This is a genomic window from Mycobacterium sp. 2YAF39 (assembly GCF_052114565.1).
In the GTDB taxonomy this organism is placed as follows: domain Bacteria; phylum Actinomycetota; class Actinomycetes; order Mycobacteriales; family Mycobacteriaceae; genus Mycobacterium.
This window is the reverse complement of the sequence record NZ_JBFREZ010000002.1, coordinates 780636-805687: the sequence shown is the minus strand read 5'-3', so window position 1 is coordinate 805687 and position 25052 is coordinate 780636. Positions and strand designations below refer to the sequence as shown.

Annotated in this window: 18 protein-coding genes and 1 pseudogene; 13 read left to right on the top strand and 6 right to left on the bottom strand. The window is 65.3% G+C overall.

Features of this window, described 5'->3' with window-relative positions; genetic code table 11:
• From AB4Z42_RS09390 to AB4Z42_RS09365, 6 genes and pseudogenes are all read left to right on the top strand, one after another.
• Positions 1 to 177, top strand: a 177-nt coding sequence (locus tag AB4Z42_RS09390; protein ID WP_442008902.1) for a hypothetical protein, incomplete at its 5' end; no start/stop codon positions are given.
• A gap of 3 nt (positions 178 to 180) precedes the next feature.
• The gene (locus tag AB4Z42_RS09385; protein ID WP_442008836.1) at positions 181 to 972 is read left to right on the top strand and encodes a GAP family protein; all 792 of its coding nucleotides are present in this window, start codon (positions 181 to 183) and stop codon (positions 970 to 972) included.
• Between the two features lie 113 nt (positions 973 to 1085).
• Complete coding sequence (locus AB4Z42_RS09380; RefSeq protein ID WP_442008835.1) at positions 1086 to 1424, top strand: hemophore-related protein; 339 nt, start codon at positions 1086 to 1088, stop codon at positions 1422 to 1424.
• Positions 1425 to 1596: 172 nt separating this feature from the next.
• The gene (locus AB4Z42_RS09375; RefSeq protein ID WP_442008901.1) at positions 1597 to 2382 is read left to right on the top strand and encodes a class I SAM-dependent methyltransferase; all 786 of its coding nucleotides are present in this window, start codon (positions 1597 to 1599) and stop codon (positions 2380 to 2382) included.
• A 193-nt stretch (positions 2383 to 2575) separates the two neighbouring features.
• Positions 2576 to 2676: pseudogene (locus tag AB4Z42_RS09370) on the top strand (MbtH family NRPS accessory protein); the annotation flags it as partial.
• A 288-nt stretch (positions 2677 to 2964) separates the two neighbouring features.
• Positions 2965 to 10623 (top strand): amino acid adenylation domain-containing protein, encoded by a 7659-nt coding sequence (locus AB4Z42_RS09365; RefSeq protein ID WP_442008834.1) that lies wholly within the window; start codon positions 2965 to 2967, stop codon positions 10621 to 10623.
• On the opposite strand, the gene htpG is transcribed toward AB4Z42_RS09365, so the two are convergent.
• The gene (htpG, locus tag AB4Z42_RS09360; protein ID WP_442008833.1) at positions 10620 to 12563 is read right to left on the bottom strand and encodes a molecular chaperone HtpG; all 1944 of its coding nucleotides are present in this window, start codon (positions 12561 to 12563) and stop codon (positions 10620 to 10622) included. The genes AB4Z42_RS09365 and htpG overlap by 4 nt on opposite strands.
• A gap of 103 nt (positions 12564 to 12666) precedes the next feature.
• On the opposite strand from htpG, the gene AB4Z42_RS09355 reads away from it, so the two are divergent.
• Positions 12667 to 13419 carry an alpha/beta hydrolase family protein gene (locus AB4Z42_RS09355; RefSeq protein WP_442008832.1) on the top strand — a complete coding sequence of 251 codons (753 nt, stop codon included), beginning with the start codon at positions 12667 to 12669 and terminating at the stop codon, positions 13417 to 13419.
• A gap of 45 nt (positions 13420 to 13464) precedes the next feature.
• Here the strand turns inward: AB4Z42_RS09355 and AB4Z42_RS09350 are convergent, their stop codons facing one another.
• Together AB4Z42_RS09350 and AB4Z42_RS09345 are read right to left on the bottom strand one after the other, a co-directional pair.
• Complete coding sequence (locus AB4Z42_RS09350) at positions 13465 to 14304, bottom strand: endonuclease/exonuclease/phosphatase family protein (protein ID WP_442008831.1); 840 nt, start codon at positions 14302 to 14304, stop codon at positions 13465 to 13467.
• A complete protein-coding gene (locus AB4Z42_RS09345; protein ID WP_442008900.1) occupies positions 14301 to 15272 on the bottom strand; it encodes an NADPH:quinone oxidoreductase family protein in 972 nt (323 codons plus the stop codon). The genes AB4Z42_RS09350 and AB4Z42_RS09345 overlap by 4 nt, the downstream gene beginning before the upstream one ends.
• 109 nt (positions 15273 to 15381) lie before the next feature.
• On the opposite strand from AB4Z42_RS09345, the gene AB4Z42_RS09340 reads away from it, so the two are divergent.
• The gene (locus AB4Z42_RS09340; protein ID WP_442008830.1) at positions 15382 to 16353 is read left to right on the top strand and encodes an alpha/beta fold hydrolase; all 972 of its coding nucleotides are present in this window, start codon (positions 15382 to 15384) and stop codon (positions 16351 to 16353) included.
• On the opposite strand, the gene AB4Z42_RS09335 is transcribed toward AB4Z42_RS09340, so the two are convergent.
• Positions 16350 to 17702 carry a flavin monoamine oxidase family protein gene (locus AB4Z42_RS09335; RefSeq protein ID WP_442008829.1) on the bottom strand — a complete coding sequence of 451 codons (1353 nt, stop codon included), beginning with the start codon at positions 17700 to 17702 and terminating at the stop codon, positions 16350 to 16352. The two genes, AB4Z42_RS09340 and AB4Z42_RS09335, sit on opposite strands and share 4 nt — an antisense overlap.
• A gap of 19 nt (positions 17703 to 17721) precedes the next feature.
• On the opposite strand from AB4Z42_RS09335, the gene AB4Z42_RS09330 reads away from it, so the two are divergent.
• The 4 genes from AB4Z42_RS09330 to AB4Z42_RS09315 are packed head-to-tail and all read left to right on the top strand — an operon-like array spanning position 17722 to position 22106.
• Positions 17722 to 18702 (top strand): TIGR03617 family F420-dependent LLM class oxidoreductase, encoded by a 981-nt coding sequence (locus tag AB4Z42_RS09330; RefSeq protein ID WP_442008828.1) that lies wholly within the window; start codon positions 17722 to 17724, stop codon positions 18700 to 18702.
• A gap of 40 nt (positions 18703 to 18742) precedes the next feature.
• Positions 18743 to 20227: a flavin-containing monooxygenase gene (locus tag AB4Z42_RS09325; RefSeq protein ID WP_442008827.1), complete on the top strand. Its 1485-nt coding sequence runs from the start codon at positions 18743 to 18745 to the stop codon at positions 20225 to 20227.
• Between the two features lie 12 nt (positions 20228 to 20239).
• Positions 20240 to 21727: a flavin-containing monooxygenase gene (locus AB4Z42_RS09320; protein ID WP_442008826.1), complete on the top strand. Its 1488-nt coding sequence runs from the start codon at positions 20240 to 20242 to the stop codon at positions 21725 to 21727.
• Between the two features lie 10 nt (positions 21728 to 21737).
• The gene (locus AB4Z42_RS09315; protein ID WP_442008825.1) at positions 21738 to 22106 is read left to right on the top strand and encodes a DUF4345 domain-containing protein; all 369 of its coding nucleotides are present in this window, start codon (positions 21738 to 21740) and stop codon (positions 22104 to 22106) included.
• Positions 22107 to 22148: 42 nt separating this feature from the next.
• Here the strand turns inward: AB4Z42_RS09315 and AB4Z42_RS09310 are convergent, their stop codons facing one another.
• Entirely contained in the window at positions 22149 to 23261 is a 1113-nt protein-coding gene (locus AB4Z42_RS09310; protein ID WP_442008824.1) for a hypothetical protein, read from the bottom strand.
• Positions 23261 to 24394: a phosphotransferase family protein gene (locus tag AB4Z42_RS09305; RefSeq protein ID WP_442008823.1), complete on the bottom strand. Its 1134-nt coding sequence runs from the start codon at positions 24392 to 24394 to the stop codon at positions 23261 to 23263. The genes AB4Z42_RS09310 and AB4Z42_RS09305 overlap by 1 nt, the downstream gene beginning before the upstream one ends.
• Before the next feature lie 46 nt (positions 24395 to 24440).
• Here AB4Z42_RS09305 and AB4Z42_RS09300 point away from each other — a divergent pair, with 46 nt between their 5' ends.
• Positions 24441 to 25043, top strand: a complete 603-nt coding sequence (locus tag AB4Z42_RS09300; protein WP_442008822.1) for a TetR/AcrR family transcriptional regulator C-terminal ligand-binding domain-containing protein — start codon at positions 24441 to 24443, stop codon at positions 25041 to 25043.
• Positions 25044 to 25052: the final 9 nt, after the last annotated feature.

The following is a 25052-nucleotide window of genomic DNA, read 5'->3' as shown; positions in this document are numbered from 1 at the left end:
CATGGGACGAAGGATGTGCAGGCTCCCGAGCCGACGCTGGGCTCCTACGCCCCGGCCGACCGGTTCCAGGCCGCGGTGCAGGAAGCCAAGATCGGTCCCGACAACGACATCGCCCACGTATCTTCTTCGGTGATCGTCAAGTACGTCACGGACTTGAAATTGCTCGGACTTCTGTAGCCCATGTGGGGCTCGCTCCTCGGGCTAGCGGCTCTGATCTCGCTGAATCCGATGCTGCTCGGGATGATTCTGCTTGTCATCTCGCGACCGCGGCCCGTACAGAACCTGTTCGTCTACTGGCTCGGCGCAATGCTGGTGAACGTTCCGTTGTTCCTGGTTCCGCTGGCGCTGTTGCACGTGACACCCGGGTTCGCGTCGTTCGCGGACGGTCTGGCAAGTTCGGCTGACGCCTCACCCGGCGTCATCCGGCCTGCGCCGCTTGTGCTGGCTGTGGTCCTGCTCGCGATGGCGGCCGTGATGGCACGTCCCCGAGTGCGTGTACGCGCAGAGGTGCCGGTAGGGGGTGGCGAGGCGTCCACCATGGTGCTCGATGAACCGCCCTCGATCTCGGGGCCGCTGGCGCACGCGAAAAACACGGCCCTCAAAGCCGTGTCGGCCATCCAGCGAATGTACGGCCGCCTCTTCGCCACGTGGGAAAACGGGTCGCTGTGGGTCGCTCTGGTGTTCGGCATGATGTATCTGCCGTCAGCCACGCTCGTGCTGCTCATAGACACCACCATCGTGGCCTCGGGAGCCGGGATCGGCGAGCAGGTCATCGGTGCCATCGCGTTCGTCCTCGGCTTCCTCGCGGTTCTCGAAATTGTCCTGATCAGTTATCTGGTCGCTCCCGAGCGAACCGAAGTCTTACTTCGGCCGCTGCACGAGTGGGCGCGGGCGCACAATCGCCACATCCTTTTCGTCTTCTTTGTGCTCATCGCGCTCTGGCAGCTCGCAAGGGGCTTCAGCCTCGCCTGACGGCTGCGCGCCTGCGCTCGCTTGCTGAATACGCAGGCAAGGTTGGCGCCGGGCGTTTAGAGTCCGGTTCGGGCGGGGTTTTGCGTTATGCGCAGCAGGGGAAGGATCAGCACATGATCAAACTGTCGTTGGCCAGGCTGACTGCCGCAGTAGGCGGACTGGCAGTGTCGTTGGCCGCCGGAGCCGGGAGCGCATCCGCGCAGCCCGAATTCGAACCGATGATCAACACCACCTGCACCTACGACCAGGCGATGGCAGCGGTCCACGCGGAGAATCCGATGGCCGCGCAGTACCTCGACTCCTCGCCCCCGAATCTGGAATTCCTGCGGGTATTCGTCGGCTCGTCCCCGGACCAGCGCAGGAGTCTGATCGACCAGGTGCGAAACAACCCTGGTGCTGCGGAAGCCTTCCCAGTTATCCAGCAGATGTTTGCCAGCTGTCAGAACTACTGACGATTTCAAGGATTTCGTGATGCGGTCGCGGTCGAATGCATGCGCCCACTGATGCCGTCTCCGTGCCCAGTCTGCATGGGCGCATAACGCCTGTCCCAGCTATCCACTTCGCGAAGCGGTTTTTTGCCTCAGAAGCCGTACACACCGATATATGGTTTCCGCCGTGGGGGTAATGAAGACCTGGCCGAAGAGCTTCCGGCTTGCCTGGTTTGTGCTGCGTACGGGGTATTGGATACCGCGCACTTTCCTTCCCGACGTCTACTCCGATGACGCGCTGATTTGTTTCAACAGCGATGCATTTCGGGACGACCCGGAGTTTCGGCGCAACTATCAGCGTGGCGTGCAAGCTCTCGGCGGCGAGGACTTTTATCACTGGGAGTTTCGATTCCAGGTCGGGATGTGGGCGGCGGAAAGTGCCAGCAAGCTCGAGGGTGATTTCGTCGAATGCGGTTGCAGCCATGGGTTCTTGAGCAGCGGCATCATGCAGCACCTCGATTGGGACCGGCTCGGGAAGACCTTCTATCTACTCGATACGTTCGACGGGATGGATGCACGCTTCGTCACGGACGTCGAACGCGAGGAAGGGGCCCTGGACAAGAGTCAGGCGGCCGTGCACTTCGGTTACTACGCCAATTCGGTCGACAGTGTGCGAGCCAATTTCGCGGAGTGGCAAAACGTGCGCATCATCCCCGGAACCGTTCCCGAGACGCTGGATCAGGTCGGCTCGCAGAAGGTGGCCTACCTGCATATCGACATGAATTGCGCCCCCCCGGAAGTTGCGGCGCTGCGCTACTTTTGGCCGCGACTAACTCCGGGAGCCTTCGTGCTTTTGGACGACTATGCCAATCGGGGCCGCGATGAACAGCGCCTCGCAATGGACAGAGTGGCTAATGAATTAGGTGTGTCGATCTGCACGCTGCCCACTGGTCAGGGGCTGATCATGCGGCCACCGCACTGAGGCCGCGGATTCTCAACGTTGTGAGCCGGGGAATCGCAATCAGCGAGGTAGCCGGGGTTTGCGATTGCCTGAGCCCACCGCGACGCACTTCCCGGATCGTCAACGCATCTGCATTTATCAAGAAGTCCAAAACGCGAACCAATGTGATGGCCTGAAGTATGTTTGCTGCGTGGACTAAAAATCCTGGAGGAAACTGGGCGTCAAACCTCTCGACGAAGGCAATTGAGTTTTTTCGTCTTAGTCAACGATGAGGAGCAACACACCTTATGGCCAGCCTTCACCGATTGCCCAGCGCCGCGGGCAAGCGTGATGCGAATACGCCATCTGCGTCGGTCCGATCGGAACCGACCATCGTAGGGCGCCCCGACGATCTGACCAAGTATTTGCGGACGCGTCGATATTCGGCCATCACCGCAGCCCACGAGCCGTTGGTGTGGGAGCGGGTCTTGGCGCACATTCTCCAGGGTGAACAACGCCTTCGCGGCACAGCGGGCTCTGAGCAGCCGTTTGCCAAGCGAAGTTGCGACAGCGGAACGCCGCAGCGGGGGAGCTCGCGGCCGTGACCGCCGACTTGGGGGAGTCATGACGACTGATGCGGGGCGGCGGCTGCTGTCGATCGATGTGCTCGCCGCCGAGGACCACGACCTGCTGGCCGAGTGGGGCAATCGGGCGGTGCTGAACGAACCGGCGGGGGCACCGGTCTCGATTCCGGATTTGTTCGCCGCACAGGTCGATCGGGCCCCGGAGACGGTGGCGCTCGTCGGTGGCGAACGGTCGTGGACCTACCGCGAACTGGATGAGACGTCCAGCCGGTTGGCGCACCTGCTGGCGGTGCGGGGCGCCGGCCCGGGTGAGGTTGTTGCGCTGCTTTTTCCGCGATCCGCCGAAGCGATCACGGCCATCTTGGCGGTCCTCAAGACCGGGGCGGCGTATCTACCGATCGACCCGGCGCACCCCGATGTCCGGATCCAATTCATGCTCGACGACGCCCAGCCGGTCGCCGCGGTCACCACGGCGGCCCTCCAGTCGCGACTGGAAGCGTCCGGCGTTCTCGTCATCGACGTCGACGATCCCGCCCTTGCCGCTGAACCGAGCACCGCACTGCCCGGCCCCGCACCCGACGACCACGCCTACATGACCTATACGTCGGGCACCACTGGTGTCCCGAAGGGGGTCGCGGTCACTCACCACAACGTCACGCAGCTGGTCGAGTCGCTGCACGCCAGCCTGCCTGAGGGGCCGGGACAGGTGTGGTCGCAATGGCATTCCCTGGTTTTCGACGTGTCGGTGTGGGAGATCTGGGGTGCGCTGCTGCACGGTGGCCGGCTGGTGATCGTGCCGGAGTCGGCGACCTCGCCGGACGATCTGCACGCATTGCTGATCACCGAAAAGGTGAGCGTTCTGTGTCAGACCCCCTCTGCGGCAGGGATGCTCTCGGCGGACGGGTTGGAGTCCGCCACGTTGGTTGTCGCAGGGGAGGCGTGCCCGACCGCTCTGGTCGACCGGTGGGCGACGGCTGAGCGGGTGATGATCAACGCGTACGGACCCACCGAGGCAACGATTTACGCGGCGATGAGTACTCCGCTGACGCCGGGATCCGAAGTGGCGCCGATCGGTTCACCCGTGGCAGGGGCGGCGCTGCTCGTGCTCGACAGGTGGTTACGGCTCGCGCCCGAGGGCGTGGTCGGCGAGTTGTATGTGGCCGGCCGCGGGGTGGCCGCCGGCTACATGCGCAGACCCGGCCTCTCGGCGTCGCGGTTCGTGGCATGCCCGTTCGGGGGTCCTGGCGCACGCATGTATCGCACCGGGGATCTGGTGCGGTGGGGCGAGGACGGGCAGCTGCACTATCTCGGACGTGCCGACGAGCAGGTCAAGATCCGCGGCTATCGCATCGAACTGGGCGAAGTGCAGGCCGCGCTGTCGGCGCTGGACGGCGTGACTCAGGCCGCGGTGATCGCGCGCGAGGACCGTCCCGGCGACAAGCGCCTCGTGGGATACCTCACCGGGACCGTCGACCCGTCCGGAGTGCGTGGTGCGCTGGCAGATCGGCTCCCGGCCTACATGGTTCCGGCCGCGGTAGTGGTGCTCGATGCGCTGCCGCTGACGGTCAACGGGAAGTTGGACAAGCGCGCTCTGCCTGCCCCGGAGTACGGGGGGCTCGGAACTGATTACCGGGCACCGGCCACCCTCGTCGAAGAGGTGCTGGCCGACATCTACGCCCAGGTGTTGGGTGTGGAGCGGGTCGGAGTGGACGACTCGTTCTTCGACTTGGGCGGCGACAGCATCTTGTCGATGCAGGTGGTGGCCCGCGCTCGGGCGGCGGGGGTGTCGTGCAGGCCGCGCGATGTGTTCGTCGAGCAGACCGTGGCCCGGTTGGCCCGCGTAGCCAAGGTTGCCGGCGGTGAAGCGGACGAGATCGATAACGGTGTCGGGCAGGTGGTGCCCACCCCGATCATGCGTTGGCTGCGCGGCGTCGACGGTCCGGTCGGCGAGTTCAACCAGACCTTGGTGCTGCAGGCTCCGGCAGGCGTGACCGAGGACGACGCGGTGGTCGTGTTGCAGGCGCTGCTGGATCGGCACGCCACGTTGCGGTTGCGCGCCGACGATGACGAGGCCGGTGGGTGGTCACTGGCGGTGCCCGAACCCGGTTCGGTGGACGCCGGTGATTGCGTGCATGTCGTCGACGCGTTGACCGATGACGCACTGGTGGAGGCGCGGTCGCGGTTGAACCCGGCTGCCGGTTCGATGCTCAGCGCGTTGTGGGTGACTTCGACGAGCCAGCTGGTGTTGATGATTCACCACCTGGCTGTCGACGGGGTGTCGTGGCGAATCCTGTTGGAAGACATCAATATTGCATGGGCCCAGCATCACAGTGGTCAATCGATCGAGTTGCCGACGGGCGGGACGTCTTTCCAGCGGTGGGCCTCGCTGCTCGAAGAGCATGCACACAGTTCAGAGGTCGTCGATCACGCCGCGGCGTGGCGGCAGGTGGAGGCGATCCCTTCGGCACTTCCGGCGGTGCAGCCCGAGGACACCTACGTCAGCGCCGGACAGTTGCCGGTGTCGCTGAATGTCGAGACGACGCGCTCCCTGCTCGGCGAGGTTCCCGCGGCGTTTCATGCTGGGGTGCAGGACATTCTGTTGATCGCGTTAGGGCTGGCGGTCGCGGAGTTCCTTGGCACCGGCGACGCGCCGATCGGATTCGACGTGGAGGGCCACGGCCGCAACGAGGAGCTGGATTCCAACGTCGACCTGTCCCGCACGGTGGGCTGGTTCACCACCAAATATCCGGTGTCTCTCGCTCTTGGTGAGCTCTCCTGGGCGCAGGTCGTCGCCGGTGACGCCGCGCTGGGTCCGGTCGTCAAGGACGCCAAGGAACAGCTGCGCGCACTTCCGGACGGTTTGACCTACGGTCTGCTGCGCTACCTGAACCCCGACGTCGACCTGGGCGGGGCCGACCCGGCGATCGGGTTCAACTACCTCGGGCGTCTCGGCGCCGGTGCCGGCGATCTCTCCGACGATTTTTGGCAGCTCAGTCAGGAGAGCCTGTCGTCGACCGGCGCGGCCTCGGCGGTCGCCATGCCGTTGATGCACACCGTGGATCTCAACGCGGGCACCCTCGACACCGATGCGGGTCCGCAACTGCAGGCCAGCTGGACGTGGGCACCCTCAGCGCTCGATCGCGCGCAGATCGACCGGCTGAGTCAACTGTGGTTCGAAGCTTTGGCCGGCATCTGTGCACACGTGCGCGATGGCGGTGGCGGGTTGACGCCGTCGGATCTTGCTCCGGCCCGACTGAGCCAGCAGCAGATCGACGACCTGTGCCGGCAGCAGGACATCAGCGACGTGCTTCCGCTGACCCCGCTGCAACAGGGTCTGCTGTTTCACGCGCGCTTCGCCGCGGGCTCTGACGACGATGTTTATGCGGTGCAGCTCGACATCACCATCACCGGCCCGCTCGACTCGGGCCGCCTTCGCGAGGCGGTGGACAACGTCGTTCGCCGCCACCCGAACCTGGCGGCGCGCTTTTCCGAACAGTTCGGCGAGCCGGTGCAGATCATTCCCGCCGATCCCGTGATCGCTTGGCGCTACCTGGATCTGCGCTGGGATGACTGCCAGTCCGAGACAGAGGTCGAGCAACTGTGCGCGTCGGAGCGGGCCGCGGTCTGCGACCTCGCCGAACGGTCGGCCTTCCGCGCGGCGCTGATCCGCACCGGAGCCAACCAGCACCGATTTGTGCTCACCAACCATCACATCGTGCTCGACGGATGGTCGAAGCCGATCCTGCTGCGGGAGATATTCACCAGCTATTTCGGAGATCGGCTCGCCCCGCCCGCACCGTTCCGACGGTTCGTGACGTGGCTTGATTGTCAGGATCATCCTGCCGCACAAGCGGTTTGGAGCAAGGTTTTCGACGGATTCGACACCCCCACCCTGGTGGGTTCACCAGCCGCGGCAGGTCGGCGAAGCCATGAATCGTTCCGACTCAGTGCCGACACCACGCGGGCCCTCGGCGAGCTGGCGCGGTCCTGCCACACCACCATCAGCACAGTGCTGCAGGCCGCGTGGGCGCAGCTGTTGATGTGGCAGACCGGTCAATACGACGTCGCGTTCGGCACCGCGGTTTCGGGCAGGCCCGCTGAGTTGGCCGGGGCGGACTCGATGGTGGGCCTGATGATCAACACGGTGCCGGTCCGGGCGCACGTGTCCGCATCGACCACCGTCGCCGACTTACTCGGACAGCTGCAACGCCACCACAACGACACGATCGAACACGAACACCTGCCGCTCAACGAAATTCACCGAATCACCGGACACGATCAACTGTTCGACACAGTCTTCGTGTACGAGAACTATCCGATCGACGCCGCCGCGTTGCTGGGCGTGCACGAGTTGGCCATGACCGAGTTCAGCAGCCGCGAATACAACCATTACCCGCTGTCGGTGGTCGCTATTCCGGGTCATGAGTTGGGTCTTCGCGTCGAATTCGACACCGACTTGTTCGACATCGCCGGCATCGAAGCGCTCGTCCAGCGCCTCAAAGGCTTGTTGGTGGCCATGACCGCGGACCCGTCAACACGGGTCTCGTCGATCGACCTGCTCAATGCCGGAGAGCACCAGCAGCTCGATGAGTGGGGCAACCGCGTGGTGCTGGCGCAACTGGACCCCACTCGGATGTCGATTCCGGAGTTGTTCGCCAAACATGTTGACAGCGCACCGGAGACAGTGGCGCTGGTGTGTGGGCAACGGTCGTTGACCTATCGCGAACTGAACGAGGCCGCGAATCGGTTGGCGCACCTGCTCGCGGCCCAGGGTGTGGGCCCGGGTGAGTGTGTGGCGTTGATGTCGGAGCGAACCGCTGCGGCCGTCATCGCGATTCTCGCGGTGCTCAAGGCCGGGGCGGCATATCTGCCGATCGACTCGGCGGTGCCTGCCGCCCGGTTGGAGTTCATCCTCGCTGATGCCGCGCCGGCCGCCGTGATCACCACGGCCGGGCTGCGGTCGCGATTGGACGGGTGCGGCGTGGTGGTGATCGACGTCGACGATCCTGCGGCAGACGCCAAACCCGCCGCCGCGTTGCAGGCGCCGACGCCGGACGATGTCGCGTACCTGATTTACACCTCCGGCACCACCGGTGTTCCCAAAGGCGTTGCGGTCACTCACCACAACGTGACGCGGCTGATGGCGTCATTGGATGCCGGTCTGCCACAAGCAGGTGTGTGGCCCCTGTGTCATTCCTTGGCGTTCGACGTCTCGGCCTGGGAGATCTGCGGCGCTCTGCTGCGGGGTGGCCGGCTGGTGGTGGTGCCCGAGGCCGTAACGAAGTCGCCGCAGGATTTCCACGACGTGCTGGTGAGTGAACAGGTCACCGTTCTCACCCAGACGCCGTCGGCGGTGTCGATGCTGTCACCGGAAGGTCTGGAGTCCACGGCGCTGGCAGTGGTCGGTGAGGCCTGCCCGACCGAGGTGGCGGATCGGTGGGCGCCGGGACGGGTGATGATCAACGCGTACGGACCGACCGAGACCACGATGTGTGTGGCGATCAGTTCACCGCTGTCGCCGGGGTCGGGTGTGGTGCCCATCGGCTCGCCGGTGCCCGGGGCGGCACTGTTCGTGCTGAACGCGTGGATGCAACCGGTGCCCGCTGGCGTCGTCGGTGAGTTGTATGTGGCAGGCGCGGGCGTGACAGCCGGCTACGTAGGCCGGTCCGACTTGACGGCGTCCCGGTTCGTGGCGTGCCCATTCGGGGCGCACGGAAGAAGGATGTACCGCACGGGGGATCTGGTGCGGTGGGGTCCCGATGGTCAGCTGCAGTACCTGGGACGTGCCGACGAGCAGGTCAAGATCCGCGGCTATCGCATCGAACTCGGTGAGATCCAGGCCGCGCTCGCCGAGCTCGACGGTGTGGATCTGGCGGTCGTGATCGCGCGCGAGGACCGCCCGGGAGACAAGCGGCTCGTGGGCTACGTCACCGGGACCGCCGACCCCAGCGAGCTCCGCGCCCAACTCGCGGAGCAACTGCCGTCCTACATGGTGCCGTCGGCGATCGTGGTGTTGGAAGCGCTGCCGCTGACGTCCAACAACAAGCTGGACACTGCTGCCCTGCAAGCCCCGGAGTATCGCGACGGCGCAACGGTTTACCGCGCCCCGTCCAACGCGGTGGAGGAGGTGATGGCCGGGATTTTCGCCCAGGTCCTCGGAGTCGAACGGGTCGGGGTCGACGACTCCTTCTTCGACCTCGGCGGGGATTCGATTTCGGCGATGCGCGTGATCGCCGCCATCAACACAGGCCTCGATGCCGACGTCGCCGTGCATGCGATATTCGAGGCGCCGACGGTCAGTACCTTGAGTCGGCACGTGGACGGCGATGCCGGCTCGGACGCACTATCGGCAGCCGCTGGACCCAGTTTTGCGTCCGTCCACGGCCGCGACGCCACCGAGGTGCACGCCGGTGACCTCACGCTGGACAGGTTCATCGACGCCCCGACCCTGGCCGCCGCCCCCACGCTGCCCCCGTTCAGCGGTGAGGTTCGGACAGTCCTGCTGACCGGGGCGACGGGTTTCCTCGGGCGCTATTTGGCCCTCGAATGGCTGGAGCGGTTGGGTCCGCTCGGAGGCACGCTGATCTGTGTTGTCCGAGGCAAGGACGACGAGGACGCGCGACGCCGGCTGGAGGAGACCTTCGACAGCGGCGATGAACAGCTGCTGCGCCATTTCCAGGAATTGGCCGCCGAGCATCTGGAGGTCGTCGCCGGCGACAAAGGCAAGGCCGGTCTGGGCCTGGACGAGCAGACCTGGCAGCGGCTGGCCGAGTCCGTCGACCTGATCGTCGATTCGGCGGCCTTCGTCAACGGCGTCCTGCCGTACTGCGAGTTGTTCGGTCCCAACGTGGTGGGCACCGCCGAGCTGATCCGGTTCGCGGTCACCACGAAACTCAAGCCCTACACCTTCGTTTCGACTGCGGACGTGAGCAAGCAGATCGAGCCGTCGGCCTTCACCGAGGATGCCGACATCCGCGACATCAGTCCCACCCGCGCCATCGATGCCAGTTACGCCAATGGCTACGGCAACAGCAAGTGGGCGGGCGAGGTGCTGCTACGCGAGGCCCACGACCTCTGTGGGCTTCCGGTCGCGGTGTTCCGCTCGGGCATGATCATGGCCGATCCCACTTATGCCGGCCAGCTCAACGCCTCCGACAATGCGGCGCGGATGGTGCTGAGCCTGGTTTCCACGGGTGTGGCGCCTGAGTCTTTCTACGAGCTTGACGCCGACGGCGATCGGCAACGCGCGCACTTCGACGGGCTGCCGGTGGATTTCGTCGCCGAGGCGGTCGCGACGCTGGGTACCGCGGTCGTCGACGGGTTCGAGACGTACCACGTGATGAACCCGCACGACGACGGGATCGGTATCGACGAGTATGTCGACTGGTTGATCGAGGCCGGCTATCCCATCGAGCGCATCGCCGATTTCGGGGAGTGGTTGTCGCGTTTCGAGGCCGGGCTGCGCGCGCTGCCGGATCGACCGCGCCAGCACTCGGTGCTGCAGCTGCTATTGGTGGTGCGCGAAGGTGCGAGCAGTGTGCAGGCTCCGCCGCCGACTCTGGGCTCCTACGGGCCCACCGACCGGTTCCGCGCTGCCGTGCAGGAAGCAAAGATCGGTTCCGACAACGATATTCCCCACATCACCGCGCCCACCATCGTCAAATACGTCACCGACCTACAACTGCTCGGACTGCTTTAGCCGACAGTCCGGGCCAGGCGGTCGGCAAGTAGACCTGCGAACTTGGCCGGATCCTCGGGTATGTCGCCCTCGGCGAGAAGAGCTGTGCCGTAAAGCAATTCGGCAGTCTCGGCGAGGCGGGACATGTGGGCGTCGTCGCCGCCCGCACTGTGCGCCTGTTGCAGGGCGGTGATGAGCGAGTGATTCGGGTTGAGTTCGAGAATCCTTTTCCCGATTGGAACCGCCTGTCCGGAAGCCCGATAGATGCGCGCCAGCGACGGGGTCATTCCGAACGCGTCGGTGATCAGACAGGCCGGGGACTCGGTCAGGCGGGTCGACAGCCGTACTTCCTTGACCTGGTCACTCAGGACCTCCTTCAGCCAGGTGAACAGGTCGGCGAAATCGCGTTCCCGCTCCTCGCGCTCAGCGGCGTGCGCCGCCTTCTCGTCCTCGGAGTCGAGGTCCACTTCGCCTTTGGCCACCGACTGCACCGGTTTGCCGTCGAACTCGGTCACCGATTGCACCCATATCTCGTCGACCGAATCGGTGAGCAGAAGCACTTCGTAGCCCCTGGCCTTGAACGCCTCGAGATGCGGCGACTTCAGAAGCTGCTCACGCGACTGTCCGGTGGCATAGAAGATCTGCTCCTGGCCGTCCTTCATGCGCTCGACGTATTCGGCGAGTGTCGTGAGTTCCTCCTCGCTGTGTGTCGAGGCGAACGACGAGAGACGCAGCAGTGTGTCCTGGTTCTCGAAGTCCGACATCAGGCCCTCCTTGAGAACCCTGCCGAACTGGGACCAAAACGTGCGGTAATCCTCCGGACGTTCTGACTGCAGACTCTTGACCGTCGAAAGGACCTTCTTCGTCAGACGGCGCCGGATCGTCGTCAGCTGCCGATCCTGTTGCAGGATCTCGCGAGAAACGTTGAGCGACATGTCCTGTGCATCCACGACGCCCTTGACGAAGCGCAGGTACATCGGCATGAGCTCGTCACAGTCGTCCATGACGAAAACCCGTTTGACGTACAGCTGCACGCCGGTCTTGGCGTCGCGGGTGAAGAGGTCGAACGGAGCGTGCGTCGGGATGAACAGCAGGGCCTGGTATTCGATGGTCCCCTCGGCCTTCATCGCGATGATTTCGAGCGGATCGTCCCAGGCGTGAGCGATGTGTTTGTAGAACTCCTTGTACTCGTCTTCGGAGACTTCGTCCTTGGACTTGGCCCACAGCGCCTTCATCGAGTTGAGGGTCTGGCTTTCGACGGTGACGAGCTCTTCGCCGCCTTCCTCGGCGGCCGGGGTGCGTCGCTCGACCTGCATCCGGATGGGCCAGGCGATGAAGTCGGAGTACTTCTTCACCAACTCCCTGAGTTTGCGGTCGGAGGTGTAGTCGTGCAGCTCGTCCTCGGTGTCTTCGGGCTTGAGGTGCATCGTCACAGACGTGCCTTGCGGAGCGTCGTCGACGGATTCGATCGTGTAGGTCGCTTCCCCGGTGGACACCCAGCGGGTGGCCCCACTCTCGCCGGCCTTGCGCGTCAGCAGGTCGACCCTGTCGGCCACCATGAACGTCGAATAGAAGCCGATACCGAATTGGCCGATCAGTTCCTCGGAGGCCGCCGCTTTCTTGGCCTCTTTCAGCTGCTGGCGCAGCTCGGCGGTTCCGGACTTGGCGAGAGTGCCTATCAGCTCCACGACCTCGTCGCGTGTCATCCCGATCCCGTTATCGCGAACGGTCAGGGTGCGGGCGGTGGTGTCGACCTCGATCTCGATGTGCAGATCAGAGATGTCGACGTCCAGATCCTTGTTGCGCAAGGCCTCCAGCCGCAGCTTGTCCAGTGCATCGGACGAGTTCGAAATGAGTTCGCGGAGAAACGAATCCTTGTTGGAGTACACCGAGTGGACCATCAGGTTCAGCAGCTGGCGGGCCTCTGCCTGAAACTCCAACTCTTCGACGCGTTCAGTCATGTCATTCCGTTCGAAAGCACCTTCGGTTACCGATTGCCGCGACGATGGTACCGAGCGCGCCATTGACGCCTCGCCGCCTCTCCCCCGTGACAGGATGGCCCGCGTGGCCGAGCGCGTCAGATTTCCCAGCACCACCGGTCCCAGCCTGGCCGGAATCGTCGACCTTGCCGAGGACAGCCTGCGCGGCTGGGCGGTGTTCGCCCACGGTTTCACGCTGGGGAAGGACAGTCCTGCCGCCAGCCGGATCTGCAAACAGCTGGCCAGCGAGGGGATCGGCGTGTTGCGCTTCGACAATCTCGGACTGGGGGATTCCGAGGGCGACTGGGGCGATGGATCCTTCTCGAACAAGGTGGCCGACACCGTCCGGGCTGTCGAGTTCATGAACGACTCGGGCCGCGACGTGCGACTGCTCATCGGGCACTCCTTCGGCGGCTCGGCGGTGATCGCTGCCGCCCACGAATGCCCGACGGTGGAGGCCGTCGCCAGTATCGGGGCGCCGTACCAACCCGCTCACGTCGAGCACACCTACGACGCGCTGGTCGCGCGAATCGAGGAGGAGGGTGAGGCGCCGTTCCTGGCAGGCGGCAAGGCGCTCACCCTCAAGCGGCACTTCATCGAAGATGTCCGCAACGCCGATCTTCGCGAGCAGATCCGCACGCTGCGCCGTGCCTTGCTCGTGATGCATTCGCCCACTGACAACACCGTCGGCATCGCCAACGCGAGCGAGATCTTCCGCGCCGCCCGGCATCCCCGCAGTTTCGTCTCACTCGAGGGCGCCGACCACTTGCTCACGGGCAAGAACCAGGCGGCGCGAGCGGCCAAGATCATCAGCGCCTGGGCCGACCCCTACCTGTGAATTGTGTGCGTTAAGGAGCGCTCACCGCTCGCAAACGCACACAAATCACGGGCTCTTGACGAGGCGGCATTCGACGCCGAAATGGTCGGAGGGGAACACGCGCGGAAGCTCGGGTGCGATCGGCCGCGTGCCCAGTAACTCGATATTCGCTGCGCGCCAGCGGGTTCCCTTGAGCAGGACGCGGTCGAAGCGCACGTGTCTCTTCTTATTTCTCGCGTCGAACCGCATGTGATTGATGGTCGTGTCTTCGGTGTAGCCCGGATCGCCGGGTCTCACGGCCGGCCATACGTCGCAGTACGGCGCGGTGATCCGGTCGTTCTCCGTATCGCGCATGTTGAAATCGCCCATCAGGACGGCATCGTTCGCCTTCCTCATCGCGCGGAAGATTCTTCGTAACTGCCAGGCGCGCAGCCGCGCCGACGACTTGCCGCTGTCGAGATGTACACAGCACACGATCTGCCGGGCGCCGCCCAACTCGACCTCCGCTTCGAGGAATCCCCGCGATTGGCGCGTCGGCAGTCGGCTGTAGGCGGCTCGCGCTATCGGCACCAGGGACAGCATCAGCATTCCGTAGTTGCCGGTCTCGTCACCGGCCACCGACGCGCTCAGATATTCGTCGCGCACCCACGGCCGGCTAAGGAAGATCTCGAGCGCCGCAGGCGTGACCTCTTGAAACACAATCACGTCCGGCTTGCGCTCGCGCAGCAGATCTGCGATCGCGAGGTATCGCTGCTCGGCGTGATAGTCGTCGAACCAGATGTTGAACGTCGCGACGGTCAGCTCGTCGCGCTCGACGGCGCGCGCGGCATCGCTGTCCACCCACCGGCCCGTCGGCGCATCGAACCGTCGGACTGCGACGCTGCGGCGCCGCGGAAGCAGCCTCACCGCAGTTTGACGACGACTTTGCCTTTTGCGCTGCGGTCTTCCAGCGAGGCGATCGCGTCGGCCGCACGTTCGAGGGGATAGATCTCGGGGGTCGGCGCGGACACCTTGCCCGACGCCAGCAGCGGCTCGAGTTCCGCCCACTGCTCGAGCAGATAGCCCGGATGCGTACCGGCCCAGGCTCCCCAGCCGACACCGACAACATCGACGTTGTTGAGCAGCAGACGGTTGACCTTCACCTCGGGGATCCCGCCACCGGTGAAGCCGATCACGAGCAGGCGCCCGCCCGGTGCAAGGGAGCGCAGCGAATCGGTGAACCGGTCACCACCGACCGGGTCGACGACGATGTCGACACCGCGACCGCCGGTGAGTTCTTTCACCGCGTCCTTGAAGCCGTCGGCCAGCACCACATCGGATGCCCCTGCCGCCTTGGCGATTTCGATCTTGGCCTCGGTGCTGACCACCGCGATGGTGCGCGATGCACCCCATACCGGGGCGAGCCGCAGCGTCGACGTGCCGATGCCGCCCGCCGCACCGTGAACCAGGACGGTCTCACCTTCGGAGAGCCGTCCACGGGTGCGCAGGGCGTGATGCATCGTCAGGTCGTTGAAGAGCAGGCCCGCTCCGGCCTCGAACGACACCGTGTCGGGCAGCTTGAACACCCGATCCGCCTGCAGCGCCACGACTTCCGCCATCGCACCGCACAGCATCGTCAGACCGCACACCCGGTCACCCGCCGAGACGTGCGCACCATCGGGCGCGCTGCGCACGACGCCTGCGATCTCCGCGCCAGGGGTGTACGGCATCTCCGGCTTGTACTGATAGAGGCCGCGCGACTGCAGTGCATCGGGAAACGCGACGCCCGCGGCGTGCACGTCGATCAGCACGGCGCCGTCAGCGGCGGGTTCGTCGATCTCGACGACCTTTGCGGCGTGCGGTCCGTCGAGGCTGGCTATCTGTATCGCGCGCATTGCGGCCTTTCTTTGGTCGACGCCACCATTTAACTCCTGCGCGGTTTCGGACCAACCCACCGGTAGGCTGATGGGTCCGGCGACGTTGCCGAGCGCGATGGGAGCACCCATGGGACGAGGTCAGAAGGGCCGACAGCAGGCGAGAAGGTTCGCCGCGGCCGATGCGTTGGGCCGCGGTCGAAGTGTCGGTGTGCGGTCCAAGGACGGCATCCGCCTACACGCCGAGGTCTTCGGACCTGAGGACGGCTACCCCGTGGTGCTGGCACACGGCATCACCTGCGCCCTGCGCGTGTGGGCCTACCAGATCGCCGACCTCGCGAAGGACCACCGCGTCATCGCGTTCGATCACCGCGGCCACGGCCGTAGCGCGGTGCCCTCCCGGCGCAGCGGCTACAGCCTCGACTGCCTGGCCGGGGACATCGACGCCGTGCTCGAAGCGACGCTGGCGCCAGGGGAGCGCGCCGTCATCGCGGGCCATTCGATGGGCGGCATCGCGATCTCGTCGTGGGCGGAACGCTATCCGGACCGGGTGTCAGAGCGCGCCGATGCGGTCGCCCTGATCAACACCACGACCGGTGACCTGCTGCGGCATGTGCAGTTCATCCCGGTGCCGCCACAGCTTTCCGCCGCCAGGGTGCGCGCCGCGGGCACCCTACTGAAAACCTTTGGCGCGGCGCCTCTTCTGCGTGCGGCCGACGTGCCGAGTAGGCGATTCGTGTCGACGATCGCCGTGGGCCGTGATGCCGACCCCGCGATTGTCGACTTCGTCTTCGAGCTGTTCAACCGGACGCCGCCCGCGGGTCGTGGGGGATGGGCTCGTGCCCTGGTCGATTCGCTCGGGACGCATCAGCACATCGGATTGAAGAATCTCTCGGTGCCGACGTTGGTGATCGGGAGTGAGAAGGACCGTCTGCTGCCGATGGTGTCGTCGCGGCGCATCGCCAAAGAGGTGCCCAATCTCGCCCAGTTCGTGGAACTGTCGGGCGGTCACTGCGCGATCCTGGAGCGCCCCGATGCGGTCAACAAGCATCTGCGCTGGCTGATCGAATCGGCCACCGAGGAGCGCCGCGTCAGCTCCTAACCCGACAGCTGCCGCTCCACCTCGTCGGCCGCGCGCTGCCCCGACCGGATGGCGCCGTCGAGGAATCCCGTCCACTTGTCGGCGGTTTCCGTTCCGGCCCAATGGATACCGTCGATGGATTTACGCAACCACGGCCCGTACGTCGTCCACGAGCCGGGAGGCACCGCCGCCGTCGGCCCACCCGGCGCGAATTCCTCTGCGCCCCAGCAGTGATCGAGGTAGTCGATGGGCTGCAGCGCCGCGTCCCCGAACAGATTCGCGAAGCCGGCAAGTGCGCGGTCGCGCCGGTCGGCCGGAGGCAGCGGGTCAAACGTCCGCGCATCGGTGAATCCCAACAGGACGCCCGGGCCGTCATCGCCGGGACTGACGTCGAACGTGATGAAGACCGGACCTTCGTCGGACAGCGCCTCCCCCGAGCAGCCGTCGGCCCGCCAGAACGGTGTCTCGTAGGCGACGTACGCCTTGCTCAGGTTGCCCTGCGGCCAGTGCTGGGCGAGCTTGCTGTACTCGGGGGGCAGCTCCGGAAGGAACGCGATGCCCGCGCGGTGTTCCGGTGGAATCGCCACGATGACTGCCTTCGCGCCGACCGCGCCCTTGTCCGACGTGACGGTCAGCGTGCCGCTGGTGTGCCGTTCGATGCTGCGCACCACCGCATCCAGCACGACGCGGGGTCCCAGCTCATCGGCCATCCGCAGCGCGATCTGCTGAGTGCCGCCGGGGAAGCGGTCCTGCTGCGCCCCGCCCTCGACATCGAGCATCCGCCCGAGTCCACCCGCTGCCTTCACGTAGCGCACCGCGTGCAGCATCGACACCGCGTCGGGCTCGCAACCCCATGTCACCCGGGCCATGATCGTCATGAGGTCCCTGGTCCCGGCGCTGGCGTGCACGTGTCGCAGCCACTGGTCAAGCGTCTTGGAGTCGAGGATGTCGGCGATCGGTGAGGTCCACGGCTCGTCGACCGGCACCCGGCGGCTCACCCGTTCGAACCGCCACTGGATCCGGGATACGTCGAGCAGTTCGAGGATGGACAGCTTCGGAATGGTGCTGCGATACGCGCGGACCTTGCCTCGCCACCGGATCAGGTTCTTGCCCCGATTGTGGGTCGACACGGTCTCGCAGCCCAGTTCGGCGGCCAGTGCGACGACCGCATCCTGTGTCGGCCCGACGAAGGTTCCGCCGAGGTCGACCGGCACGCCGGCGATGGTCGCCGTCGACGACCGGCCGCCGACGCGGTCGCGTCCTTCGAGCACCACCACGTCGCGGCCGCGTTTGACCAGCTCGCGGGCTGCGGCCAGGCCTGCGAACCCGGCTCCCACGACGACGACGTCGGCATTCGCTGGGATCGTCACGGGTTTAGGCTCTCATGCGATGAAGATCATGACGGCGTTGTTCGGTCCCACGGATGCGATCGAGCGTGCGCACGCGCTGCGCGAGGCGGGTGCCAGCGGGGTGTTCACCTTCGAGGGACCGCACGATGTGTTCACTCCGCTGACGGTCGCATCGACTGTCGGCGGTCTGGATCTGATGACGAATGTGGCAATCGCATTCCCGCGCAACCCGGTTCAGCTCGCGCATCAGGCCAACGACATGCAGCTGCTGGCGCAGGGGCGCTTCACGCTGGGCCTGGGCACGCAGGTGCGCGCTCAGATCGAGAAGCGCTACGGCGTCGCCTTCGACAAGCCGGTCGCGAGGATGAAGGAACTGGTCGGGGCGCTGCGCGCGATCTTCGCCGCGTGGAACGACGGCGAGCGTCTCGATTTCCGCGGCGAGTACTACCGGCACACCCTGATGACGCCGACCTTCAACCCGGGGCCGAACCCGTTCGGTGCGCCCCCGATCTACCTGGGGGCACTCGGTCCGCTGCTCACGCGTGCGACGGCCGAGGTCGCCGATGGCCTGCTGGTCATGCCGTTCGGGTCGAAACGCTTCCTGCACGAGGTGACCATGCCCAATGTGCGTAAGGGGCTGGCCGCGGCGGGCCGCGATGCCGCGGATCTCGAGGTCGTGCCGGAAATCATCGTGTCCGTGGGAGAAGAGCACTCTGCCGCCCGGCGACTGCTGGCGTTCTACGGGTCGACGCCCGCGTATCGCCCTGTCCTGGACGTACACGGCTGGGGTGACATGCAGCCCGAGTTGAACACGCTGTCCAAACAGGGCCGCTGGGAGGACATGGCCGGGCTCATCGACGACGACGTGCTGCACACCATCGCGGCTTGTGGCAGTCCTGCGGAGGTCGCCGCGCATATCCGCGACCGGGTCGACGGCGTAGCGGAGCAAATCTGCCTCTACCAGCCCGGACCGATTGCGGTGGATGCGTTGGCGTCGATCGTGGACGCGCTCGGGCCGTGACCCATATCGTGGTACCCAGCCGAACCAAGGGAGGTTGCGGATGGTCCAAAGCGACTACTTCGACGTGGTGATCATCGGCGCGGGGATTTCCGGGATCGGTGCCGCTTATCGGATCCACGAGAAGAACCCGAACCTGAGCTACGCGGTGCTCGAGCGCCGGGCGCGTATCGGGGGCACCTGGGACCTCAATCGGTATCCGGGAATCCGCTCCGACAGCGACATCTTCACCCTGAGCTACCCCTTCGAACGATGGACGCGGCCGGAGAACGTCGCCGACGGGGATGACATCCGCGACTACCTGACCCAGACCGCACACAAGCACGGCATCGACCAGCACATCCGGTTCAACACCCGAGTGTTGTCGGCAGACTGGGACTCGACCACCGATACCTGGACCGTGAGCACCGAACACGACGGCGCGACGGATCAACCCACGACCTACCGTTGCCGCTTCCTGTTCTTCGGCACCGGCTACTACAACTACGACGAGCCCTACCGGCCCGACTTTCCTGGCCTCGATCAGTTCGACGGCGACGTGGTGCATCCGCAACACTGGCCGGAATCTCTTGACTACTCGGGCAAGAAGCTACTCGTCATCGGCAGCGGCGCCACCGCGGTGAGCATGATTCCTTCGCTGACTGAAAAGGCCGGCCACGTCACCATGTTGCAGCGGTCGCCGACGTACATACTGTCGACGCCGCGAATCAATCCCGTCGTGCAATTCCTCCGCAAGGTGCTGCCGAAGCGGCTCGGCTATTCCGCGGCCCGGCTGTACAACACGATCTTCACCGTGTTTGTCTACGCCTTCGCCCGGGCGGCGCCGCGGATCAGCAGGGCGTATGTGCGCAGCAACGCGAAACGTCAACTGCCGAAGGGCTATCCAGTCGACGTTCACTTCAAGCCGCGCTATGACCCGTGGGATCAGCGGCTGTGCGCCATCCTTGACAACGATTTCTATGAGACGATCGCCGAGGGCCGGTTGGACGTGGTGACCGACCAGATCGACCATGTCGACTCGCGCGGTGTCGTGCTGCGCTCTGGACAGCGGATCGATGCCGACGTCATCATCACCGCCACCGGAATCCAGTTGCAGGCGCTCGGTGGCGTCGCGCTGAGCGTCGACGGGGCGGAGGTCAAGCCGCAGGACCGCTTCGTCTACAAGGAGCACATGCTCGAAGACGTGCCGAATGTGGCGTGGTGCGTCGGCTACATCAACGCGTCGTGGACGCTGCGTGCGGACCTCACCGCCCGCGCCGTGGCAAACATGCTGGCGTACATGGATTCTCACGGCTACACGCACGCGTATCCGCATCTCGGCGACAAGCCGATGCCCGAGAAGCCCGCGTGGAATATCAACGCCGGATATGTGCAGCGCGCCGGCCATGTGCTGCCGAAATCGGGCACTCACCGGCCGTGGAATGTGCGGCACAACTACGTCCTCGACGCGATAGATCACCGTCTGGACCGCATCGAGGAATCGATGGTGTTCGGGAAAGTCTCTGTAGAAGCAGTGAAGTCCGCATAGGGGGTTCGTCAGATGAACGACTACAGCGACGTCCTGATCATCGGCGCCGGGTTCTCGGGTATCGGCGCGGCTTACCGCATCCACGAGCAGAACCCGCACCTGACCTATACGATCCTCGAGCGACGTGAGCGTCTCGGGGGAACGTGGGATCTGTTCCGGTATCCCGGTATTCGGTCGGACAGCGACATCTTCACGCTGAGCTTCCCGTGGGAGCCGTGGACCCGCCCCGAGATGATCGCCGACGGCGCCGACATCTGGCAGTACATGGCGGACACGGCGCGCAAGCACGGCATCGACAAGCACATCCGCTTCAACACCCGCGTCATCTCCGCCGACTGGGATTCGGCCACCGACACCTGGACCGTGCAGGCCGACCAGGGCGGCGAGCACACCACCCATCGCGGACGGTTTCTGTTCTTCGCCAGTGGCTACTACGACTACGACGAGCCGTACTCACCCGCCTTCCCGGGCATCGAGGATTTCGCCGGCGAGGTGGTGCATCCGCAGCACTGGCCGGAGGGACTCGACTACACGGGCAAGCGACTGGTCGTCATCGGCAGCGGTGCGACCGCCGTCAGCATGATTCCGTCGCTGGCAGAGAAGGCGGCGCAGGTGACGATGCTGCAGCGCACGCCGTCGTACCTCATGTCGGTCCAGAAGGTGCAACCCGTGTTCAACGCCATTCGGAAAGTGCTGCCGCGCAGGTTTTCTCATGCGGTCATACGTTCGGTGATGTCGCTGTTCGGTGCGGTGCTCTGGCTGGTCTCCCGCCGGGCTCCCGGGTTCAGCAAGCGCCTGCTGCGCAGTGTCGCCGAGAAGAACCTGCCCGCGGGATACGACATCGACACCCATTTCACGCCGCCGTACAACCCTTGGGATCAGCGGATGTGCTTCATCCTCGGTGGCGATTTCTACCAGGCGGTCGCGGCGGGTGACGTCGAGGTGGTGACCGATCACATCGACCACATCGATGCGACCGGTATTGCACTGAAGTCAGGCAGGCACCTCGACGTCGATGTCATCATCACCGCGACCGGCATCCAGATGCAGGCATTTGGCGGCGTCACGATCAGCGTCGACGGCGAAAAGGTCGGCCCGCATGAGCGGTTCGTGTTCCGCCGCCATCTCATCGAGGACGTGCCGAACGCGGCATGGTGCTTCGGCTACTCGAACGCGTCGTGGACGCTGGGTGCCGACATGACGGCGCGTTCGGTCGCGAAGCTGTTGGCATACATGGATTCCCATGGGTACACACACGCCTACCCGCATCTGGGGGACGCGCATATGCCTGAGCAGCCCGTGTTCAACCTTTCGTCGGGCTACGTACTGCGCGCACAGAATGTGCTCCCGAAGTCGGGCGTCCGGAGGCCGTGGGAAGTGACGCACAACTACCTGCGGGACGTGCTGGGTAAGCGGTTCGAGTCGATCGAGGAGTCGATGGTGTTCGGCCGGGCGGCTATCGCGCCGGCACCGCAGGCCCAGACCGAAGCGGTCGGCTAACCGTCACGCCATGACGATCGCCGTCATCGTCGCAATCAGTGTGTTCTTTCTCGGGATGGGCGGCTACGCACTCGCGGCTCCGGAGGCCATCGTCCGGCCGTTCGGCATCACCCTGGGTGACGGGGCATCGCGTTCGGAGGTACGCGCCGTCTACGGCGGATTCGGGCTCGCGATCGCGGGGGTGCTCGCGTACGCGGCCGTCGCAGGCGACGATGTCCGCAAAGGCATCCTGATCACCGTCGGCGCCGCGCTGGCCGGGATGGCGTTCGGCCGGCTCGCGTCGGCGGTCGTCGATTCACGTACCGCGTTCTACCCGAACTGGTTCTACTGCCTGGTCGAAACCGTCGCCGCCGTCGCGCTCGTTGTGATTTCGGCGTGATGCGTCTCGCTCAGCGAGACGTAGCACGCCGAATTCACTGGTTTAGGGCGCGACGGTGAGCCAGTCGGCGAAGCCCGACGGGTCGTGCCTGCCCAGTGCGCCGTGCTCGAACAGGCCCCAGCCCTCGACGGACTTACCGCCTTCGGTGCAGACGGCGCGGCCGACGTGGTCGATGACGCCGAAGCCCGCCCGGCCGACGATCGCCGGGTCGGTCATGTCGTAGGACAGCCGCTCGGTGAACTTGTCGCCCTTCCACACGCCGTGCAGCCAGTCCGAATCGCCGCCGTAGCCGCCGCCGACGTGGATCGGCACCGGCAGCTTGGACTCCACCTCGAAGTGCACGGGCGAGCCGTCCGCTGCGGTGGCCTCGATGGTCGCGCCGGTCGGGATGCGCGTACCCGAGGTGTAGTGGATCTTGACCCGCGGCCAGCCCATCTGCTCGACCCGCCCGTCGCGCCAGATCCGTGTGACGTCGTTGAGGCTGCGGAATCCGTTGGGCTCCTCCTGGATGATCAGGCAGATCGCGAAGTCGTCGAACGCCATCGGGACGTACAGCCACCACATGCCTTCGAACGGCGGATGCGCCGGCCGGCCCGCGGGTTCGGGCTCGCCGATCGGCCGGATGCCCCACGACCGGTCGCGGCTGCCGATCCACACGTCGGGGTCGACGGAGATGTCCTCGCCGTCGATCGAGATCGTCCCGGCCCAGCTGCCGACCTGCGCGAAACGCTGCGCGTCCAACGTCACTCGTGTCCCTGCGCGCAGGATGTGGCGCTGCTCCTGGATCACGTCGAACAGGCCGTTCCAGGTCAGGTCGACGGCGATACCCTCGGTCTCCTCCAGGATGATCCGAAGCTTGTGCAGCGGTTCGCTGACCTCGACGCGATAACCGAGCACATGCTGATTGAGCCGGTCGGAGTCGATGCCGTCACTCAGATGCACCGCGGTCTGGGTGTCGCCGCGACGGACGAGGACGAACGCGTCCTTGACTCCGAGGTTGGGATAGTAGCCGATTCCGGAGATCAGGAAGATGTCGCCGGTGCGGTCGTGGGCGTTGAAATACGAGCGATCGTAGAAGTTCCGGTCTGACGATCCGGGCCACGAGATCGGTTGGGGGATCTGGTGGATCGGGAATTCGTCGGTGGGTCCGAGCATCAGGCGTCATCTCCAATGAGTCGTTTCAATACCGAGCCGTGATAGAAGAGCGATTCGACGTCTTCGGGGGCTTCCATCTCACCGAAGCGGACCCGCCGTGCGGTGGTCCGCATGAAGACGCAGCACCAGATCACCCCGGAGTAGATGTAGAACCAGTTCAGGTCGCCCAACGCGGCACCACTGTGTTCGGTGTAGACGGCCCGTACGTCTTCCTCGCGCATGACGTCCGGCAGTCCGGGCAGGCCGGCCAGTCCGGCGAGCTCCTGAAAGACCATGTGGGCGAAAATGATCCACGCGACATCCATCTCACGCGGACCAAGTGTGGCCATCTCCCAATCGAGCACGGCCGTCGGCTTGAACCCGTCATAGAGCACGTTGCCGATGCGGGAGTCGCCCCACACCAGAACGGAGTCGCTGGCGGCGACGTCCTCGGGCCAGTTCGCCTCCAGCCACTCGAGCGAGCGCTCGACCAGCGACGACCGGCCGATATCGGGAACCGCGAACTGGTACCAGGACTTCAGCCAGTTGAAATTGCGGCGCAACGCATTTGAATCCGAGCCATCGTCCAGGAAGCCGAACGTCTTCTCGGGCTCGGGGATCGCGTGCAGCTTGGCGATCACCTCGACGGTGCTGTCCTGCAGCTCGCGCTGGCTCTCCAGCGGAGCATCGGCAAACCAGTTGCCGCCGAACGTATATGGCATCACGTCGGGCGGAACGCGTCCGTCGACGTAGTCCATCAGGAAGAACTGTGTGCCCAGCACCGAGCCGGTGGATTCCAGCCAGCGCACCGGCGGCACCGGCACATCGGTCTTCTCACCGACGAGGCGGATGACGTCGAACTGATGGTCCATGCGGTAGGACGAGAACACAGGGACGTCCTGCTCGGCGGGGGCGACCCTCGCGACGAACTTCTGCTCGCGCGGTTCGCCGTTCTCCTCCCATCGGCCGGTCAGGATGATGGTCTCCGACGACATGCCGTTGGAGTCCACACCGCTTTCCACGGTGATCTCCGGTACCGCACCGCCGGGCAGCACGGTCGACAGCCATTGCGACATCACCTCGGGCAATGCGGTGAGGTCTCGGCTCGAGTGCTCTAGGCGGCTGACATCTTCGACAGCCGGTTCGCTTGGCATCAGAACTGTTCCTTCGGCCGGTAATTACGATACGATCGGTAGCGTTATGAAAGCAGACCCGTCGGTCGTTGACAAGCCCCCTGGTGCCGGACGGCCCAGGGATCCACGCATTGACGCTGCCATTCTGCGCGCGACCGCCGAACTGTTAGTGGAAATCGGGTATTCCGGCGTCACGATGGCCGCCGTCGCCGACCGGGCGGGCACCACCAAGACGGCGTTGTACCGGCGGTGGTCGAGCAAGGCGGAGTTGGTGCACGAGGCGGCTTTTCCGGCGGCGCCCACCGCCATCGAGACACCGCCGGGCGACATCACCGCCGACATCCGCGCGATGATCGACGCCGCGAGGGCGGTGTTCACCAGCCCACTGGTACGTGCTGCGCTGCCTGGGCTGATCTCCGACATGGCCGCCGATGCCGACCTCAACGCCCGCGTCATGGAGCGCTTCACCGACGTGTTCACCGCGGTGCGTACGCGGCTCGCCGACGCGGTCGCACGCGGGGAGGTGCATGCAGACATCGATCCGAACAGGCTCGTCGAGGTGATCGGCGGCGCCACCCTGCTCAGGATGCTGTTGGGGCCCAACGAGCCTCTCGGCGCCGACTGGGTCGACCAGACCACCGCCATCGTCGTCCACGGTGTCGTCGCGTAGGAGCAGCCG

Bases quoted from the DNA above. Each gene is read 5' to 3' on its own strand.
- AB4Z42_RS09385 (WP_442008836.1), top strand. From the start codon at position 181: ATGTGGGGCTCGCTCCTCGGGCTAGCGGCTCTGATCTCGCTGAATCCG.
- AB4Z42_RS09380 (WP_442008835.1), top strand. From the start codon at position 1,086: ATGATCAAACTGTCGTTGGCCAGGCTGACTGCCGCAGTAGGCGGACTG.
- AB4Z42_RS09375 (WP_442008901.1), top strand. From the start codon at position 1,597: ATGAAGACCTGGCCGAAGAGCTTCCGGCTTGCCTGGTTTGTGCTGCGT.
- AB4Z42_RS09365 (WP_442008834.1), top strand. From the start codon at position 2,965: ATGACGACTGATGCGGGGCGGCGGCTGCTGTCGATCGATGTGCTCGCC.
- htpG (WP_442008833.1), bottom strand. From the start codon at position 12,563: ATGACTGAACGCGTCGAAGAGTTGGAGTTTCAGGCAGAGGCCCGCCAG.
- AB4Z42_RS09345 (WP_442008900.1), bottom strand. From the start codon at position 15,272: ATGCGCGCGATACAGATAGCCAGCCTCGACGGACCGCACGCCGCAAAG.
- AB4Z42_RS09340 (WP_442008830.1), top strand. From the start codon at position 15,382: ATGGGACGAGGTCAGAAGGGCCGACAGCAGGCGAGAAGGTTCGCCGCG.
- AB4Z42_RS09330 (WP_442008828.1), top strand. From the start codon at position 17,722: ATGAAGATCATGACGGCGTTGTTCGGTCCCACGGATGCGATCGAGCGT.
- AB4Z42_RS09325 (WP_442008827.1), top strand. From the start codon at position 18,743: ATGGTCCAAAGCGACTACTTCGACGTGGTGATCATCGGCGCGGGGATT.
- AB4Z42_RS09320 (WP_442008826.1), top strand. From the start codon at position 20,240: ATGAACGACTACAGCGACGTCCTGATCATCGGCGCCGGGTTCTCGGGT.
- AB4Z42_RS09315 (WP_442008825.1), top strand. From the start codon at position 21,738: ATGACGATCGCCGTCATCGTCGCAATCAGTGTGTTCTTTCTCGGGATG.
- AB4Z42_RS09310 (WP_442008824.1), bottom strand. From the start codon at position 23,261: ATGCTCGGACCCACCGACGAATTCCCGATCCACCAGATCCCCCAACCG.
- AB4Z42_RS09305 (WP_442008823.1), bottom strand. From the start codon at position 24,394: ATGCCAAGCGAACCGGCTGTCGAAGATGTCAGCCGCCTAGAGCACTCG.
- AB4Z42_RS09300 (WP_442008822.1), top strand. From the start codon at position 24,441: ATGAAAGCAGACCCGTCGGTCGTTGACAAGCCCCCTGGTGCCGGACGG.